Source organism: Streptomyces seoulensis, from assembly GCF_004328625.1.
Lineage (GTDB): Bacteria > Actinomycetota > Actinomycetes > Streptomycetales > Streptomycetaceae > Streptomyces > Streptomyces seoulensis.
Map to the genome: position 1 here is coordinate 3,309,627 of NZ_CP032229.1, position 17,209 is coordinate 3,326,835.

15 protein-coding genes are annotated in these 17,209 nt (G+C 72.3%); 11 read left to right on the plus strand and 4 right to left on the minus strand.

The features are described from left to right. Positions 1-188: 188 nt before the first annotated feature. Complete coding sequence (locus D0Z67_RS15365) at positions 189-1,217, plus strand: helix-turn-helix transcriptional regulator (RefSeq protein WP_031178936.1); 1,029 nt, start codon at positions 189-191, stop codon at positions 1,215-1,217. A gap of 9 nt (positions 1,218-1,226) precedes the next feature. Here D0Z67_RS15365 and D0Z67_RS15370 read toward each other — a convergent pair whose 3' ends face one another. Further along, complete coding sequence (locus tag D0Z67_RS15370) at positions 1,227-2,240, minus strand: helix-turn-helix transcriptional regulator (RefSeq protein WP_078872966.1); 1,014 nt, start codon at positions 2,238-2,240, stop codon at positions 1,227-1,229. A 349-nt stretch (positions 2,241-2,589) separates the two neighbouring features. Here D0Z67_RS15370 and D0Z67_RS15380 point away from each other — a divergent pair, with 349 nt between their 5' ends. Next, the gene (locus D0Z67_RS15380; protein WP_030816552.1) at positions 2,590-2,925 is read left to right on the plus strand and encodes a Rieske (2Fe-2S) protein; all 336 of its coding nucleotides are present in this window, start codon (positions 2,590-2,592) and stop codon (positions 2,923-2,925) included. A gap of 139 nt (positions 2,926-3,064) precedes the next feature. On the opposite strand, the gene D0Z67_RS15385 is transcribed toward D0Z67_RS15380, so the two are convergent. After that, the gene (locus tag D0Z67_RS15385; protein WP_031178933.1) at positions 3,065-3,478 is read right to left on the minus strand and encodes a pyridoxamine 5'-phosphate oxidase family protein; all 414 of its coding nucleotides are present in this window, start codon (positions 3,476-3,478) and stop codon (positions 3,065-3,067) included. A gap of 115 nt (positions 3,479-3,593) precedes the next feature. On the opposite strand from D0Z67_RS15385, the gene clpB reads away from it, so the two are divergent. Further along, complete coding sequence (clpB, locus tag D0Z67_RS15390) at positions 3,594-6,191, plus strand: ATP-dependent chaperone ClpB (RefSeq protein WP_031178932.1); 2,598 nt, start codon at positions 3,594-3,596, stop codon at positions 6,189-6,191. A gap of 170 nt (positions 6,192-6,361) precedes the next feature. Beyond that, entirely contained in the window at positions 6,362-6,892 is a 531-nt protein-coding gene (locus tag D0Z67_RS15395; RefSeq protein WP_031178931.1) for a type III secretion system chaperone family protein, read from the plus strand. A 71-nt stretch (positions 6,893-6,963) separates the two neighbouring features. Here the strand turns inward: D0Z67_RS15395 and D0Z67_RS15400 are convergent, their stop codons facing one another. Then, the gene (locus tag D0Z67_RS15400) at positions 6,964-8,151 is read right to left on the minus strand and encodes a pyridoxal phosphate-dependent aminotransferase (RefSeq protein WP_031178930.1); all 1,188 of its coding nucleotides are present in this window, start codon (positions 8,149-8,151) and stop codon (positions 6,964-6,966) included. 807 nt (positions 8,152-8,958) lie between these two features. On the opposite strand from D0Z67_RS15400, the gene D0Z67_RS15410 reads away from it, so the two are divergent. The 7 genes from D0Z67_RS15410 (at position 8,959) to D0Z67_RS15440 (ending at position 16,614) form a co-directional block, all read left to right on the plus strand. Then, entirely contained in the window at positions 8,959-9,486 is a 528-nt protein-coding gene (locus D0Z67_RS15410) for a DUF2617 family protein (protein ID WP_031178929.1), read from the plus strand. Positions 9,487-9,566: 80 nt separating this feature from the next. After that, the gene (locus tag D0Z67_RS15415; RefSeq protein WP_031178928.1) at positions 9,567-11,213 is read left to right on the plus strand and encodes a polyamine aminopropyltransferase; all 1,647 of its coding nucleotides are present in this window, start codon (positions 9,567-9,569) and stop codon (positions 11,211-11,213) included. 42 nt (positions 11,214-11,255) lie between these two features. Next, entirely contained in the window at positions 11,256-12,143 is an 888-nt protein-coding gene (locus tag D0Z67_RS15420) for an SRPBCC family protein (RefSeq protein WP_031178927.1), read from the plus strand. A gap of 393 nt (positions 12,144-12,536) precedes the next feature. Next, positions 12,537-13,325, plus strand: coding sequence for an aldose epimerase family protein (locus D0Z67_RS15425; protein WP_031178926.1), 789 nt, complete (start codon positions 12,537-12,539; stop codon positions 13,323-13,325). A gap of 10 nt (positions 13,326-13,335) precedes the next feature. Further along, complete coding sequence (gene pyrE, locus D0Z67_RS15430) at positions 13,336-13,884, plus strand: orotate phosphoribosyltransferase (RefSeq protein WP_031178925.1); 549 nt, start codon at positions 13,336-13,338, stop codon at positions 13,882-13,884. Between the two features lie 149 nt (positions 13,885-14,033). Beyond that, positions 14,034-15,056, plus strand: a complete 1,023-nt coding sequence (fbaA, locus tag D0Z67_RS15435; RefSeq protein WP_031178924.1) for a class II fructose-bisphosphate aldolase — start codon at positions 14,034-14,036, stop codon at positions 15,054-15,056. Between the two features lie 85 nt (positions 15,057-15,141). Further along, on the plus strand, positions 15,142-16,614 hold the full coding sequence (locus D0Z67_RS15440) for an MFS transporter (RefSeq protein WP_031178923.1): 1,473 nt from the start codon (positions 15,142-15,144) through the stop codon (positions 16,612-16,614). Positions 16,615-16,647: 33 nt separating this feature from the next. Here D0Z67_RS15440 and D0Z67_RS15445 read toward each other — a convergent pair whose 3' ends face one another. Next, positions 16,648-17,067: a DUF3151 domain-containing protein gene (locus tag D0Z67_RS15445; RefSeq protein ID WP_031178922.1), complete on the minus strand. Its 420-nt coding sequence runs from the start codon at positions 17,065-17,067 to the stop codon at positions 16,648-16,650. Positions 17,068-17,209 lie beyond the last annotated feature (142 nt).

The following is a 17,209-nucleotide window of genomic DNA, read 5'->3' on the forward strand; positions in this document are numbered from 1 at the left end:
GGACAGGTGAGGGAGGCGGCCCCGGTGACGGCGGGGCCGCCTCCCTCTTCGCGTGCCGCCCGGCCCCCGGAGATCCGGGCATACCGGTGTTTCGCGGTTCCGGGGGCAGGAGGAGCCGTGTTGCGGAGGCGGGCGGCGCCGCGCATAGTTGCGCTGCGAAGTGGCGGCGACCGGGGGTGGAATGGGCGATGGCCGGGCACGCGACGGAGGAGCATCCCCACGGTGCCGACCGGCTGTGCGGGCAGGGGGACCGCGTGTACTCCCGTGCCGTGCGCCGGGGCCGGGTGCCCCGCGCGGACGCGGAGCCGGTGCCCTGCCTGCTGGAGCTGGCCCTGCTGCACCCCGACCCCGACGACATGGACTGGCTGGTCCCCACCTCCCCGCAGGAGGTGATGACCCGGCTGCTGCGCGGGGTCTACGACGAGGTCAACGAGAGCCGGCGCCGGATGGGCTCGGCGGTCGCCGCGTTCGACCGGTACGCCGGGCTCGGCCGTCAACTGCCCGCCCTGGGCGCCCCGGGTGAGGGCTCCGCGATCCGGGTGCTGGACGGGCTGACCCGTATCCAGGCCGCGATGGACGAGGCGACCGAGCGGTGTGCGACCGAGGTGCTCACCGTGCAGCCCGGCGGCATCCGGCGCGAGGCCGAGCTGACCGAGGGACTGCACCGGGCGCTCGAACTGCGCGGCCGGGGCGTGCGGATGCGCGACCTGTACACCCATGTCGCCCGGCACGGACAGGGGTTGCTCACCTACCTGGAGCTGATGGGTGACGCGGTGGAGGCCCGCACGCTGGACGAGGTCATAGACCGGCTGATCCTCTTCGACCGCACGGTGGCCTTCATCCCCGCCAACACCGACCGCACGATGGCCCTGGAGCTGCGCCACCCGGCGCTGGTGGAGTACCTGGTGACCGTCTTCGAGCGGCTGTGGCGGCTGGCGATCCCGCTGACCGCCCCGCTGCCCGACACCGGCATCGAGGGCATCTCGCACCGCGAACGCTCCATCGCCGCACTCCTCGCCGAGGGCCACCAGGACGCGGTGATCGCCGAGCGGCTCGGCATCAGCGTGCGCACCTGCCGCGCGCACATCGCCCGGCTCTCGGAGACCCTGGGCGCCACCAGCCGTACCCAACTCGGCGTCCGGATCGCCCAGGTGGGACTGGACGGCCCCTCGCACGGACCGGTGCCCGCCCCCGCCGAGGGCGTGCCCGCGCCCTGAACTCCCGCCCTAGTCGGCCTCGTTGAGCATCCCGGAGCGGGCGATGAGGTAACCGAGCTGGGCCCGGCTGCCGCTGCCCAGCGCGGTGGCGAGCTTGGCGATGTGGGCGCGGCAGGTGCGGACGTTCATCCCCAGGCGCCGGGCGATGGCCTCGTCGACGTGCCCCTCCACCAGCAGCTTGGCGATGGAGTGCTGGATGTCGGTGATGCCGTCCGGGGCGGTCTCGTAGGGCGTGCCGGCGCTCAGCGGGACCGCGCGGCTCCACATGAACTCGAAGACCTTGACGAGGTAGCGCACCAGGCCGGGGTGGCGCAGTTCCAGGGCGACCTGGCGGTCCTCCTGGACCGGGATGAAGGCCACCGTCTCGTCGCAGATGATCAGCCGCTCGACCAGTTCGTCGATGGTGCGGTACTCGGCCTTGCCGTCGGTGAAGCGGTCCACGTAGGCGAGGCGGTCGGCGCTGTAGCGGGCGGTGTGCTGGTACAGGGTGCGGATGCGCACCCCGCGCTCGATCAGCGGGCGGTCGCGGTCCAGTGCCTCCAGGAGGCGGTTCTCGGGGCTGCGGCGGCCGCCGGGCTGCACGGTGAGCACCTCGGTGCGGCACTGGCCGGTGGCGAGGTCCAGGGCCGCGTTGATGCGGTCCAGGCCCTCCAGGACGGTGATGGCGTGTGTCGGGGCGTCCTCGCGGGCGCTCAGCGTCATGAAGGGTTCGAAGATCTCGGACAGCACGATGGACCGGCGCCGCCGCTCGGCGATCTCCCGCTCGATCGGGGTCAGCCGCTGGGCCAGCGCGACGGCCGGCGCCACCGGGCGCAGCCAGCCGGGATCGTCCGGGTCGGGGTGGAGCAGGGCGAACTCCATCAGGCACGGAGCCGCCTCGGCGTCCGTGCGCGGGATGCGGCCGGTGCGCAGCGCGCTCGCGTAGAGGCGGCTTCCTTCCGCGCACATCTCTGTCACCGCGTGGGGATGTGTCGCCTCTGTCCCGTTTGTTGCCAAATCTCCACCCCCCAGGGTCCTGAACATGCAGGAACATGATGCACCGATCGTGTGGCGATGATGTGCCTGAATGAGCCATCGTCTAACTCGACGGGGGAAGAGGGGACTTTCAAGTGAGGACGAAGCCGACCATGCGTAACAGAATGCTTCGCTCGGCGCTTGTTGCCGCTCTCTCCGCCGTTGCGGCCGTCGGAACACTGGCGGGCCTCTCCGGTGCGACGAGCGCGCACTCGCCGGGTGACGGGGGGGCCGTGAAAGCGGCGGGCGTTCAGGACACCCGGTGGGACACCACGCCGGCGGACACCAGGTGGGACACCACCCCCGCGGACACGAGGTGGGACGTCGCCCCGCTCGACACGCGGTGGGACTGATCACCATGACCACGCCTCCCGACGACCGCTCCTTCCGTCGTGAGATGGCCACCGCCTACCGCTCCGGCTGGCACTTCATCGACCTGGTCACCGCCATCCCCCACAGCGGCGACTCGTTGATGGTGACAGTGTTCGGCGAGCCGGTGGTGGTCACCCGGGACGAGGACGAGGACGTACGGGCGTACCGCTGTCTGCGCAAGCCACGCGGCGCGCCGCAGCCGGTGCGGTGTGCCGTCCGGTACGGCATGATCTTCGTCAATCTGGACCAGCGGGACCACCGTCTCGCGGAGCCCGAGGTCGCCGACCTCAGGACCACAACTGCCACCCCCCGCAGTGCCTGACGCGATTCCCCCGTCGTAAAAGATCGCCTCAGGTACTTCCCCCCGCAGCGGCGTCACCGTGACCTGAACACGGTGACGCCGCTGCAGTTTCTGCGCATATTTCGGGGTTTCGGCGCCCCGGCCGGCTGGCCGGAATTCCTCAGCCGCGCCCGAGCGCGCGTTCCACCCGGATCTCCAGGGCGACCCGCAGCGGGTTCTCCCGGGGCTCGCGGCCGTACCGCTCGGTGAAGCGCCGTTCCGCCTCCGTGACCGCCTCCCGGTCCTCGCGCACCCGCGCCCGCCCCTCCAGCGTGGCCCAGCGCCGGCCGTCCACCTGGCACACCGCCACCCGCGCCCCTTCCTCCCCGGCCGCGCGCACCAGCGCCGCCTTGGTGCTGGTGCCGCTGGTGATGACGCGCGCGATCCCCGCCTCGGGGTCCCAGGTCACGCACACCGGCACCACGTGCGGGCTGCCGTCCGGGCGCAGCGTGGTGAGCGTGCTCAGGTGCCGCTCCCGCCAGAAGGCGACGTACGACTCGTCCGGTGCGTCCAGGTCCACGGAGTATGAGGGCATGGCTGAAACCTAGCCAATCTGAAGTTCGCCGCGCTTAATTGAGCGCACCAGACTCAAGTTTGTGTACACTGGTCAAGTCATCAGTGGTGTAGTGGCGGAAGGGGAGAACACGCACGTGGACGCCGAGCTGACCAACAGGAGCCGGGACGCGATCAACGCCGCGAGCCAGCGGGCCGTGACGGAGGGGCATCCCGACCTGACGCCCGCTCACCTGTTGCTCGCGCTGCTCGCGGGTCAGGACAACGAGAACATCACCGACCTGCTCGCCGCCGTCGGCGCCGATCCGGCCGCCGTGCGCGCCGGGGCCGAGCGCGCGCTCTCCACGCTGCCCAGCGTGACCGGCTCCACCGTCGCGCCTCCGCAGCCCAGCCGGGAGCTGCTCGCCGTCCTCGCGGACGCCGACGAGCGCGCCGGGGACCTCGGGGACGACTACCTCTCCACCGAACACCTGCTGACCGGTCTCGCCGCGAAGGGCGGCGCCGCCGGGGACGTGCTCCGCGAGCAGGGAGCCACCGCCAAGAAGCTGCAAGACGCCTTCCAGAAGGCCAGAGGAGGACGCCGCGTGACCACCGCCGACCCCGAGGGTCAGTACAAGGCCCTGGAGAAGTTCGGCACCGACTTCACCGCCGCCGCCCGCGAGGGCCGCCTCGACCCGGTCATCGGCCGGGACCAGGAGATCCGCCGGGTCGTGCAGGTGCTGAGCCGCCGCACCAAGAACAACCCCGTCCTCATCGGTGAGCCGGGCGTCGGCAAGACCGCCGTGGTCGAGGGGCTGGCCCAGCGCATCGTCAAGGGCGATGTGCCGGAGTCCCTGAAGGACAAGCGGCTGGTCTCGCTGGACCTCGGCGCGATGGTCGCGGGCGCCAAGTACCGCGGTGAGTTCGAGGAGCGGCTCAAGGCCGTGCTCTCGGAGATCAAGGACTCCGACGGGCAGGTCATCACCTTCATCGACGAGCTGCACACCGTCGTCGGCGCGGGCGCCGGGGGCGACTCCGCGATGGACGCGGGCAACATGCTCAAGCCGATGCTGGCCCGTGGCGAGCTGCGCATGGTCGGCGCGACCACGCTGGACGAGTACCGCGAGCGGATCGAGAAGGACCCGGCGCTGGAGCGGCGCTTCCAGCAGGTGCTGGTGGCCGAGCCGAGCGTCGAGGACACCATCGCGATCCTGCGCGGTCTGAAGGGGCGGTACGAGGCGCACCACAAGGTGCAGATCGCGGACAGCGCGCTGGTGGCCGCCGCGACCCTGTCCGACCGGTACATCACCTCCCGGTTCCTCCCCGACAAGGCGATCGACCTCGTGGACGAGGCCGCGTCCCGGCTGCGCATGGAGATCGACTCCTCGCCCGTCGAGATCGACGAGCTCCAGCGCGGGGTCGACCGGCTGCGCATGGAGGAGCTGGCGATCGGCAAGGAGACCGACCCGGCCTCCCGCGACCGCCTGGAGCGGCTGCGCCGCGACCTCGCCGACAAGGAGGAGGAGCTGCGCGGGCTCACCGCCCGCTGGGAGAAGGAGAAGCAGTCCCTCAACCGGGTCGGTGAGCTGAAGGAGCGCCTGGACGACCTGCGCGGCCAGGCCGAACGCGCCCAGCGCGACGGCGACTTCGACACCGCCTCCAAGCTGCTCTACGGGGAGATCCCCGAGCTGGAGAAGGAGCTGGAGGCCGCCTCCGAGGCCGAGGAGGAGGCCGCGCGGGACACCATGGTCAAGGAGGAGGTCGGCTCCGACGACATCGCGGACGTCGTCGCCGCCTGGACCGGCATCCCGGCCGGCCGCCTGCTGGAGGGCGAGACGCAGAAGCTGCTGCGCATGGAGGACGAGCTGGGCAAGCGGCTCATCGGCCAGAGCGAGGCCGTGCAGGCCGTCGCCGACGCGGTGCGCCGCTCGCGGGCCGGGGTCGCCGACCCCGACCGGCCCACCGGCTCCTTCCTGTTCCTCGGCCCGACCGGCGTCGGCAAGACCGAACTGGCCAAGGCACTCGCGGACTTCCTCTTCGACGACGAGCGGGCGATGATCCGCATCGACATGTCGGAGTACGGCGAGAAGCACAGCGTCGCTCGCCTGGTCGGCGCGCCTCCCGGCTACGTCGGGTACGAGGAGGGCGGCCAGCTCACCGAGGCCGTGCGGCGCCGCCCGTACAGCGTGGTGCTGCTGGACGAGGTGGAGAAGGCGCACCCCGAGGTCTTCGACATCCTGCTCCAGGTGCTGGACGACGGCCGCCTGACGGACGGCCAGGGCCGTACGGTCGACTTCCGCAACACCATCCTGGTGCTGACCTCCAACCTGGGCAGCCAGTACCTGGTCGACCCGGCACTGGACGAGGCGCAGAAGCGGCAGCGGGTGCTGGACACGGTACGGGCCTCCTTCAAGCCGGAGTTCCTGAACCGGCTGGACGACCTCGTGGTGTTCTCCGCGCTCAGCGAGGCGGAGCTGGCCCGGATCGCCCGCCTCCAGATCGACCGGCTCGGCCGCCGGCTGGCGGAGCGGCGCCTCACCCTCGACGTCACGCCCGAGGCGCTGGCCTGGCTCGCGGAGGAGGGCAACGACCCGGCGTACGGCGCCCGCCCGCTGCGCCGCCTGGTCCAGACGGCCATCGGCGACCGCCTCGCCAAGGAGATCCTCTCCGGCGAGATCAAGGACGGCGACACGGTCCGCGTGGACCGCGCGGAGGAGGGCCTGAGGGTGGCTCCGGCCACGGGTAAGTCCCTGTAGGAGACGGCCTGGGCGTTTGCCCCCGCGGCCCGGGTGTCACTCGTCCAGGCGACGCGTGACACCCGGGTGCGGCCGTGTTTCCGCCCGTGGCTGACAGGCCGCGCCGGGGCTTGCCACGGACCTCCCCTTCTGGGGGAGGATGGCGGAATTCCGTACGAAGGAGAACCACGGTGAGCATCGACCCGTCCTCGATTCCGAACTTCGGGGGCCAGCCCGAGCAGCAGCCGGAGGGGCCGACGGGCCCCGTCCTCCCGGACCAGGACCTCGTGAAGCAGCTCCTGGACCAGATGGAGCTGAAGTACGTCGTGGACGAGGAGGGCGACCTCGCGGCGCCCTGGGAGCAGTTCCGTACGTACTTCATGTTCCGCGGCGAGGACGAGCAGGCCGTCTTCTCCGTGCGGACCTTCTACGACCGTCCGCACCAGATCGAGGAGAAGACGCGGCTGCTGGAGTCCGTCGACGACTGGAACCGGCGCACCCTGTGGCCCAAGGTCTACACCCACACCCACGACGACGGCACGGTCCGCCTCATCGGCGAGGCCCAGATGCTGATCGGCACGGGCGTCGACATCAACCACTTCGTCTCCTCCGTCGTGAGCTGGGTCCGCGCGGCCATCGAGTTCGACAAGTGGCTCGCCGAACAGCTCGGCCTGGAGCAGCAGATCGACGACGCGGAGGACTCGGGCGGGGACGTGGAGTAGTCCACCCCTGATCCGTACACGGCCGAGGCCGGGGCGCTTTACCGCTGCCCCGGCCCTCGGCCGTTCCGCGCTCACGCCATGCGGCGCAGGCGGTCCGTGGCCTCCTGGAGGACTTCCGGCTTCTTGCAGAACGCGAAGCGGACGAACGGGGCGCCGGCCTCGCGGTCGTCGTAGAAGACGGCGTTGGGGACGGCGACGACGCCGGCTCGTTCGGGGAGGGCGCGGCAGAAGGCGAAGCCGTCCTTCTCGCCGAGGGGGCGGATGTCGGTGGTGACGAAGTAGGTGCCGGCGGGTCGGAAGACGCCGAAGCCGGCCTCGGCGAGGCCGGTGGCGAGGATGTCGCGGCGGGCGAGCATGTCGCGGCGGAAGCCGTCGAAGTAGGAGTCGGGGAGCGCGAGGGCCTCCGCGACCGCGTACTGGAAGGGGCCCGCGGAGACGTAGGTGAGGTACTGCTTCGCCGAGCGGACCGCGCTGACCAGGGCGGGAGCCGCCGTCACCCAGCCGACCTTCCAACCCGTGAACGAGAACGTCTTGCCGGCCGAGCCGATCGTCACCGTGCGGTCGCGCATGCCGGGGAAGCCCGCGAGCGGGAGGTGCTCGGCGTCGTCGAAGACCAGGTGCTCGTACACCTCGTCCGTCACCACCAGCAGGTCCCGCTCGACGGCCAGCTCGGCGATCGCGGCCAGCTCCTCGCGGGTGAGGACCGTGCCGGTCGGGTTGTGCGGGGTGTTGATCAGCAGCAGCCGGGTGCGGTCGGTGACGGCCGCGCGCAGCTCGTCCAGGTCAAGACGGAAGCGGTCCCCGTCCGGCCGCAGCGTCACCGGTACGCGCCGCCCGCCCGCCATGGCGATGCTCGCCGCGTACGAGTCGTAGTACGGCTCCAGCGCCACCACCTCGTCGCCCGGCTCCACCAGCGCCAGCAGGGTCGCCGCGATGGCCTCGGTGGCCCCCGCCGTGACCAGCACCTCGGTGTCGGGGTCGTAGGCGAGCCCGTAGCGGTGCCGCTGGTGCACGGAGATCGCGTGCCGCAGCTCCGGCACGCCGGGCCCCGGCGGGTACTGGTTCCCCCGCCCGTCCCGCAGCGCCCGCACCGCCGCCTCCCTGATCTCCTCGGGGCCGTCCGTGTCGGGAAAGCCCTGCCCGAGGTTGATCGCTCCGGTGGCCGTGGCCAGCGCGGACATCTCGGCGAAGATGGTCGTCCCGAACTCGGCGAGCCGGCGATTGAGGTACGGACGTGCGGTGGAGGTCATGCCGGCCATCCTCCGCCCAAGCTCTGGAGTTCCTCAACTCGGCTTTGGGGTTCTTCGTGGGCGGGCATTTCCCGGGGACCGTGCGGTGCGCGGGGTTGGACGAGGGGCCCACGGGGGGTCGCTTCGGGGGAACGGGAGGAGGGGGCGCCATGCTTTTCGGCATCGTCCTTGTCGTGGTGGTGCTGCTGACCGGGGTCGCGGTGCGGTCCCGGCGGCGCTCGTGGGCGGCGGCCGGCGGGAAGAGGCGGTCGCGGCGCGGTGGGTCCGGGTCGTACGACGGAGGGGCGAGCTGGTGGGCCGGGGACTCCGGGTCCTCCTCCTCGGGCGGGCACCACGGCGGGGGGCACTCGTCCTGTAGCGGCGGGCACTCGGGCTGCGGCGGTGGTCACTCCGGCTGTGGCGGCGGGTCGTCCTGCGGCGGCGGGGGCTGCGGGGGCGGCAACTGAGGGCACGCGGAGCGCTCGGGCGGCCGCGGCGGCGATTTCCGGCCGCCCGCGGCCGCCTTCGCGTGTCGGAAACGCCCGGGGGGCGGCGCCCCGGGCGCGCGAACGGGCGGAGCTTCCCGCTCCGCGCTGGGCGTACGCCGTAGTTGAACAGTTGAGCTGTGGAGCCCTCTGAGGGATGGAAACCCTCCGAACTTGGGTAAAAACGCTGTGGGGTGGCCAGTGTTCGTGATTCCCTCTAAAACACCACCTCGAGCCCTCGGACGTTCCAGGGACACCGCTTTCTCCAGCCGGGCCGATCTGGCCGAATCGCCCGGTGTCACCGAGGTGCGCCGGACCAAGCCATCTCCTTGTGTGTTAGCGGAGCCGATCCATGCTCACGACCCTGAACACGTCCTACACCGACACCCGAGCCGCCGACCTCGCCTGGACCCTCGGCCGCGAACCGCTGCCCGCCCTGGCCACCCTCGATCTCGAACTGAGCGGCGCGAAGATGCAGTTGAGGCTGCTCGGCGCCTCGCACCAGGTCCTTCTGGAGGAGGACCGGGGCAGTTGTTCGGAGACCGTCGCGTGCATCCCCGGCTCCTCCACCCCGCTCCCCCTCGGCGTCGCCAAGCGCGTCGGCGACTGGGAGTACGAGTTCGCGGCGCGCGTGGAGATGCTCACGCCGGGCTCCTTCGCGGGCCGCGCCCAGGAGTTGCTCGCCCTGGTCTCCGACCATCCGCACGGACTCGCCGGGGTCTTCCCCGGCAGCCCGCACGCCTTCACCGCGATGCTCGCCCAGCGGTACGAGGGCCAGGTGCGGTGGCGCACCTGGCACGCGTACCCGCAGGACGGGCAGTTGGTGGCGACCCGGACCCGCGTCGGGGTGAGGGTCCCGGCCGGGCAGGGCGCCTGGTAGACCAACAGGGCCAGGTTGACGGGGAGTTTCCACACGTGTGGGTGACGAAGCGTACCGCTGTGGTGACGTAACGTCGCAGCGTGATCGATCCGCACGCTCCCGTGTCCCGGGGTGCCCCGCTGTCCTCGGGTGCCCCGCCCTGGACCGAGCCCGCGCGGCTACCCGTCGAGCCGGGCATCGCGCGGTTCCTGGTGCTCGCGTGCGTCTTCGTCTGCGCGGCCTGCGGGCTGGTCTACGAACTCGAACTCGTCGCCTTCGCCTCGTACTTGATCGGTGACTCGGTCACCCAGGCGTCCGTGGTGCTGTCGGTGATGGTGTTCGCCATGGGTATCGGCTCGCTCGGCGCGAAGCGGCTGCGCTGGCGGGCGGCGGTGGGGTTCGGCGCGATCGAGACGGCGCTCGCGCTGGTGGGCGGGTGCAGTGCGATGGCGCTGTACGCGGTGTTCGCGTGGACCGGCGGCTGGGGCGGGATCTGGGCGGACGGACCGCGCTGTCTGCTGGTCGGATTCTCCCTGGCCATCGGGCTGTTGGTGGGCGCCGAGGTGCCCCTGCTGATGGAGCTGATCCAGCGCATCCGGCGCCAGGACGCGGGCGGGGCGGTGGCCGACCTCTTCGCCGCGGACTATGTGGGCGCGCTGGTGGGGGGGTTGGCGTTCCCCTTCGTACTCCTGCCGTTCCTGGGCCAGTTGACCGGCGCGCTGCTCACCGGGTCGGTGAACGTGGTCGCGGGGAGCGCGCTGGTGCTCGGGCTGTTCCGCCGCGATCTCACCCGGCGCGCCCGCTGGACGCTGCTGGTCGCCGGGCTCCTGGTGCTCGGTGTGCTCGCCTCCGCCGCCGTGCTCGCCGGGGACTTCGAGGCGGCCGCCCGGCGCGCGGTGTACGGGCCGGACGTGCGGGTGGCCGCGCAGACGGACGTACAGGAGGTGGTCCTCGCCGGGGGTACGGGCGGCCGGCCGCTCGACCTCTTCCTCGACGGGCGGCTGCGGGTCGGCGGCCGGGACGAGCGGCGGTACCACGAGGCGCTGGTGCACCCCGCGCTGTCCGGCCCGCACCGGCGGGTGCTGATCCTCGGCGGCGGGGACGGGCTGGCCGCGCGCGAGGTGCTGCGGCACAAGGGGGTCTCGCGGGTGGACGTGGTCGAACTGGACGCGGGTCTGGTGCGGTTGGCACGCCACGACCCCGGCCTCTCCGCGCTCAACGCGCACGCGTACGACGACCCGCGCGTCCACGTCACCACGGCGGACGCGTTGAGCTGGCTGCGGCGGGCTCCGGCCGGCCGGTACGACGTGGTCCTCGCGGACCTGCCCGATCCCGGCATCACCGCGAGCACCAAGCTGTACTCCCAGGAGTTCTACGGGCTCACCCGGCGCGTCCTCGCCCCGGGCGGGCGGCTCGCGGTGCACGCCGGGCCGGTGTCGGCGCGGCCCCGCGTCTTCTGGACCGTCGAGGCGACCCTGCGCGCGGCGGGCTTCTCCGCGACCCCCTACCGGGTGCTCGGCCACGACTCCGGGTTCGCCACCGGTCCCGACCGCTCGGCCGGCTCCTCCCGTACCCCGCACGACTGGGGCTTCCTCCTGGCCGCTCCCGGCGCCAGGGCCCCGCGCCCCCACCTGGACCTCCACCCCCGCACCCTGACGGACTCGGACCTCCGAGTGGACGTGGCGGCGGCCCGCCTCGCCCGCGTACCGGGCCTGTCCCCGTCGACGCTGGCACGTCCGCAGTACTGAGGGCGGGTGCATTCCGGGGACTACTGGGTAGGCTCGGCAGACATGGAGCTCCAGGTCTTCGTTCCGGTTCCGGCCGACCGGCTCAGGGACGCCCTCGCGGACGCCGTGAGGGTGGCCCGCGCGGTGCCGGGACTTCAGCAGGACGCCGGCGCGGCTCCCGTCGCCGGCCGCCTGAAACTGCGCGTCGGCGGCCACTCGGTCACCTACCGGGGCACGCTGTCGGTGAGCGCGCGGGCGGACGGCACGTACGCGGTACGCGGTGACGGTACGGAGGCGCGGGGCGCGGGGGTGGTCGTGCTCTCCCTGACCCTGGCCCTGCTGCCCACGGAGGACGGCACGACAGTCACCGTGACCGGCACCGCCAAGGCCGACGGCCGCCTGTCGGAACTCCCCGAGGACGCGGTGACGACGGCGGCGAACCGGTTGCTGACCCGGACGCTGGAGACTCTGGCGGGGGGCACGGGGCCCGCACGGGCGGTGTCCGAGAACTCCACGTCGGAAGAGGCGGCCGGGCCGGGCCGGCAGGAACAGGGCGATCCGGCCGAGCCGGGACAGCGGACGGAAGGCCAGGCGGCGGCCGAGCCGGAGCAGGCAGAGCCCGACCCCCGTGCGGAGAACCCCTCCGTCTTCGACACCGAGGTCCCCCCGCCCTCCCTCGACCCCGAGACGGACGCGGTCATCCCCGACACCGTCCCCGACGGCCTGGAGGTCCGCGCCGAGCCCCCCGCCGAGGCCGCCCACGCCCGCCGGACGATGATCGGCCGCAGCGCGGAGGAGGTCGACCACGCCCCGCCCCGCGGCCGCTACGCCCCCGTACCCGCCCCCCAGACGGTCACCGCCAGCCCGGTCCTCCGCTGGGCCGCCCCGGCGGCAGCGGTCGCGTTCGCCTCGGCGATCGTGGTCGCCCGAGCCCTCCGCAAACGCCACTGACCACTCCGCGACATCGGCCGAGGGCCCCCGAAGCCCCCCGCCCCCAGCAGCGGCCACGTCCACCCCGCCCCGCGTACGGCAACAGCCGCCGGCCGCAGCCCGAGCCCCCCGTACACGGAGCGAGCGGCACCTCGGTACCCACGGCCTCCGCGCCGTCCCCGGTGCCCCCGTCCGCCGCGCACCCTGCAGCTCCCCAACCACCCCCGCCGCCCCACCCCCGATAGCGGCCACGTCCACCCCGGCCCGCGTACGGCAACAGCCGCCGGCCGCAGGCCGAGCCCTCCGTGCGCGGAGCGAGCGGCGCCCCGGTTCGCACCCCGTCCCCCGCGCACCTCCCAGCCCCCCGACCACACCCCCCGCCCCACCCCCGGAGGGACCAGTAGGGTCGGGGGCGTGAGTAACGGAGAGATCACGTTGGCCGCGGGTGACGCGGAGGTACGGGTGCTGCCCGGTAAGGGCGGGCGCATCGGGGGGCTGCTCGTCGGGGGCACCGAGCTGCTGCGGCAAGGGGAGCGGTTCGGGTGCTTCCCGATGGTCCCCTGGTGCGGGCGGATCAGGGACGGGCAGTTCCTGGACGGCGGAGTCGTACGGCAGATGCCGCTGAACTCCCCGCCGCACGCCATCCACGGCACCGCCCGCGACGGAGTCTGGCGCACCGCGCGCAAGTCGGCCGACGAGGCGGTGCTGACGTTCGAACTGACCGACCCCTGGCCGCACTCCGGCAGGATCACGCAGATCGTGCGCCTCGGTGAGGACAGCCTGACGCTGAGCATGTCCGTGGAGACGTACGAGGATTCGTTCCCGGCGCAGATCGGCTGGCACCCCTGGTTCAACCGGAACCTGGGCGGCGAGGACGTGCGCGTCGACTTCCACCCGGCGTGGCAGGAGGAGCGCGGCGAGGACCACCTGCCGACGGGCAACCGTATCGAGCCGAAGCCCGGCCCCTGGGACGACTGCTTCGGCATGCCCGAGGGAGTCGACGTCACCCTGACCTGGCCCGGTCAGCTGGAACTGAAGGTGGCCAGCCGCGAACAGTGGGCCGTCGTCTACGACGAGCAGGACGCCGCCGTGTGCGTCGAGCCGCAGACCGGTCCGCCGAACGGCCTGAACACCGCCCAGCGCCTGGTCACCCCGTTGGAGCCGCTGGAGGCGTCCACGACCTGGACCTGGCGCCGCCTCTAAGCTGGGCGGTATGACGGATGTACGTGGCGAACTGCTCCAGCAGATCAAGGACAAGGCCGTGGTGCACGGCAAGGTGACCCTCTCCTCGGGTCTGGAGGCCGACTACTACGTCGACCTGCGCCGCATCACCCTGGACGGCGAGGCCGCCCCGCTGGTCGGCCAGGTCCTGCTGGACCTCACCGCCGACCTGGACTTCGACGCGGTCGGCGGCCTGACCATGGGCGCCGACCCGGTGGCCGCCGCCATGCTGCACGCGGCCGCCGCGCGCGGGCAGCGGCTCGACGCGTTCGTGGTCCGCAAGGCCGCGAAGGCGCACGGCCTCCAGCGCCGGGTCGAGGGTCCGGACATCGCGGGCCGCCGTGTGCTGGTCGTCGAGGACACCTCCACCACCGGCGGCTCCCCGCTGACCGCCGTGGAGGCGGTGCGGGAGGCCGGCGCGGAGGTCGTCGGCGTCGCCACGATCGTGGACCGCGCGACCGGCGCCGCGGAGAAGATCGAGGCCGGGGCGGGCGTTCCGTACCGGTTCGCCTTCTCGAAGGATGAACTGGGGCTGGACTGACGGTCCGCTTGGGGCTGGACTTCTCCCCGGCCGTCAGACCGTCCGGCAGGGCAGGTCTGGAAAGATGGGGCCGACGCCGACGTCGCCCCCCAGGGTCCAGGTCAGGGCCGTATCGCAGAACGCCAACCCGCAACACGAGGAGCGGACAGATGCCCATCGCAACTCCCGAGGTCTACAACGAGATGCTCGACCGGGCGAAGGCAGGCAAGTTCGCCTACCCGGCCATCAACGTCACCTCCAGCCAGACCCTGAACGCGGCCCTGCGCGGCTTCGCGGAGGCGGAGAGCGACGGCATCGTCCAGATCTCGACCGGCGGCGCGGAGTTCCTCGGCGGCCAGTACAGCAAGGACATGGTGACCGGCGCGGTCGCGCTGGCGGAGTACGCGCACATTCTCGCCGAGAAGTACCCGGTGAACATCGCGCTGCACACCGACCACTGCCCCAAGGACAAGCTGGACGGTTACGTACGCCCGCTGCTGACGCTCTCCGAGGAGCGCGTGAAGGCCGGCCGCAACCCGCTGTTCCAGTCGCACATGTGGGACGGCTCCGCCGAGACGCTGGCGGACAACCTGGAGATCGCCCAGGAGCTGCTGGAGCAGGCCCGCCGCGCGAACATCGTCCTCGAGGTCGAGATCACCCCGACCGGTGGTGAGGAGGACGGCGTCACGCACGAGATCAACGACTCCCTCTACACCACGGTCGACGACGCGATCCGTACCGTCGAGGCGCTGGGCCTGGGCGAGAAGGGCCGTTACCTGCTGGCCGCGTCCTTCGGCAACGTGCACGGCGTGTACAAGCCGGGCAACGTGGTGCTCCGCCCGGAGCTGCTGAAGGAGCTGAACGACGGGGTCGCCGCGAAGTTCGGCAAGCAGTCGCCGTTCGACTTCGTCTTCCACGGCGGTTCCGGTTCCTCCGAGGAGGAGATCCGCACCGCGCTGGAGAACGGCGTCGTGAAGATGAACATCGACACGGACACCCAGTACGCCTTCACCCGTCCGGTCGCCGACCACATGTTCCGTCACTACGACGGTGTGCTGAAGGTCGACGGCGAGGTCGGTGACAAGAAGCAGTACGACCCGCGCACCTGGGGCAAGCTGGCCGAGGCGGGCATGGCGGCGCGTGTCGTCGTCGCCGCGAACAACCTGCGGTCGGCGGGCAACAAGATGAAGTGACCCTCGGTGGTCTCCTGAGGGGGCCCGGCATCCTGTTTTCCACAGGGCCGGGCCCCCTCTGGCTATCCGGGGTATACCTGGGGACATGCCCGATGTCCGGCTGGCGTCCCCCAAGGGCCGGTGGATTCTGCTGACCACCGTGCTCGGTTCCAGCATGGCCCTGCTGGACTCGACCGTCGTCAATGTGGCCCTGCCCCGCATCGGCCGCGACCTCGACGCGAGCCTCGCGGCGCTCCAGTGGACGGTCAACGCGTACATGGTGACGCTGGCCGGGCTGATCCTGCTGGGCGGTTCGCTGGGGGACCGGTACGGGCGGCGCAAGGTCTTCGTGATCGGCGTGATCTGGTTCGCGGCGGCCTCCCTGATGTGCGGCCTGGCTCCCGACCCGAACGTGCTGATCATCGCCCGCGCGCTCCAGGGGGTGGGCGGGGCGCTGCTCACGCCGGGGTCGCTCGCGCTGATCCAGGCGTCCTTCCACCCCGACGACCGCAGCCGCGCGGTGGGGCTGTGGTCCGGGTTCGGCGGGGTCGGCGCCGCGATCGGGCCGTTCCTGGGCGGCTGGCTGGTGGAAGGCCCCGGCTGGCGCTGGGTGTTCCTGCTGAACGTGCCGCTGGCTCTGATCTGCGTACCGGTGGCGCTGCGGCACGTACCCGAGTCGGACGCGGGGCCCGCGCGCGGGCGGTTCGACGTGCTCGGGGCGGTGCTGGGCGCGGCGGCGCTGGCGCTGCTGACGTACGCGCTGATCGAGGCCCGTTCCGCGTCCGTCGCGGTGTGGGTGACGGCGGTGGCGGGCGTGGCGGCGGCGGTGGCCTTCGTCTACGTCGAGCACCACCGGCCGAACCCGATGCTCCCGCCGGACATCTTCGCCTCACGGCAGTTCACCGCGGTCAACCTGGTCACGCTGTGCGTGTACGCGGCCTTCGGCGGCTTCTTCTTCCTGACGGCGCTGCAACTCCAGGTCGTCGCGGGCTACTCCCCGCTGGCGGCGGGTACGGCCCTGCTCCCGCCGACGATCCTGATGCTCCTGTTCTCCTCCCGCTCGGGCGCCCTCGCCGACCGCACGGGCCCCCGTCTCCCCCTGACCGTCGGCCCGCTGCTCTGCGCGGCGGCGATGCTCCTGATGCTGCGGGTCGGCCCGGACGCGAACTACCTGACGGACGTCCTGCCCGCGCTCCTCGTCATGGGCACCGGCATGGTCACCCTGGTGGCCCCCCTGACGGCCACGGTCCTGGCCTCGGTCGACACGTCCCGGGCGGGCCTGGCGAGCGGCATCAACAACGCGGCGGCGCGGGCGGCGGGCCTGGTGGCGGTAGCCGCGCTCCCGTTGCTGACCGGCATGGGCCCGGAGGCGTACCGCCTCCCGGCAGCCTTCAACTCGTCCTTCGACAAGGCGATGCCGATCTGCGCGGGAGTCCTCGTCCTCGCCTCCGTCCTCGCCGCCACCCTGATCCGCCACCGCCCCACCCCGGACTGCCCTCACCCGGAATGCAGAACCCACGGCAGCATCACGACTCCGCCACTGGAGACGGGGGAGGTGGAGCCGGCTTCTGGGGGGTGAGCGAACCCGGCCCCCTCGCCGGCCCGGCAGGACCTACCGCCGCAGCTCCGCGTAAGCCTCCTCGCTGCTGTCCTGGAGGAACTGCCAGCAGCGGTCGGCCTCTTCCTTCTCGTTGATGGCGTCGGCCGCCCGCGCGAGGGCGGCGAGGCAGCGGAGGAAGCCTCGGTTGGCCTGGTGGGACCAGGGGATGGGGCCGTGGCCCTTCCAGCCGGCGCGGCGCAGCGCGTCGAGGCCGCGGTGGTAGCCGGTGCGGGCGTAGGCGTACGACTCGACCACCCGGCCGCCCTCGAAGGCGTCGTCCGCGAGCATCGCCCAGGCCAGCGAGAACGTGGGGAACTTCGCCACGACCTCCGCCGGACTCTGCGAGCCCTCACCCAGCAGGCGGTACGCCTCTTCGTTCTCGGACAGGAACGTCGGGTCCGGGCCGCCGAGCAGGTTCTTGTGCGTAGTCATGGCTGAAGTCTGCCACTAGGGCCTGTCCGGCGGATCAGGGCGCGGACGCGGGGTCTGGCACGCCCATCTGCCGCGTTGTCGTCACTCGCCGACGCTCCGCGTCGACTCCCTCCTCCGCCTTGCACCTGGACGCACCAGACCC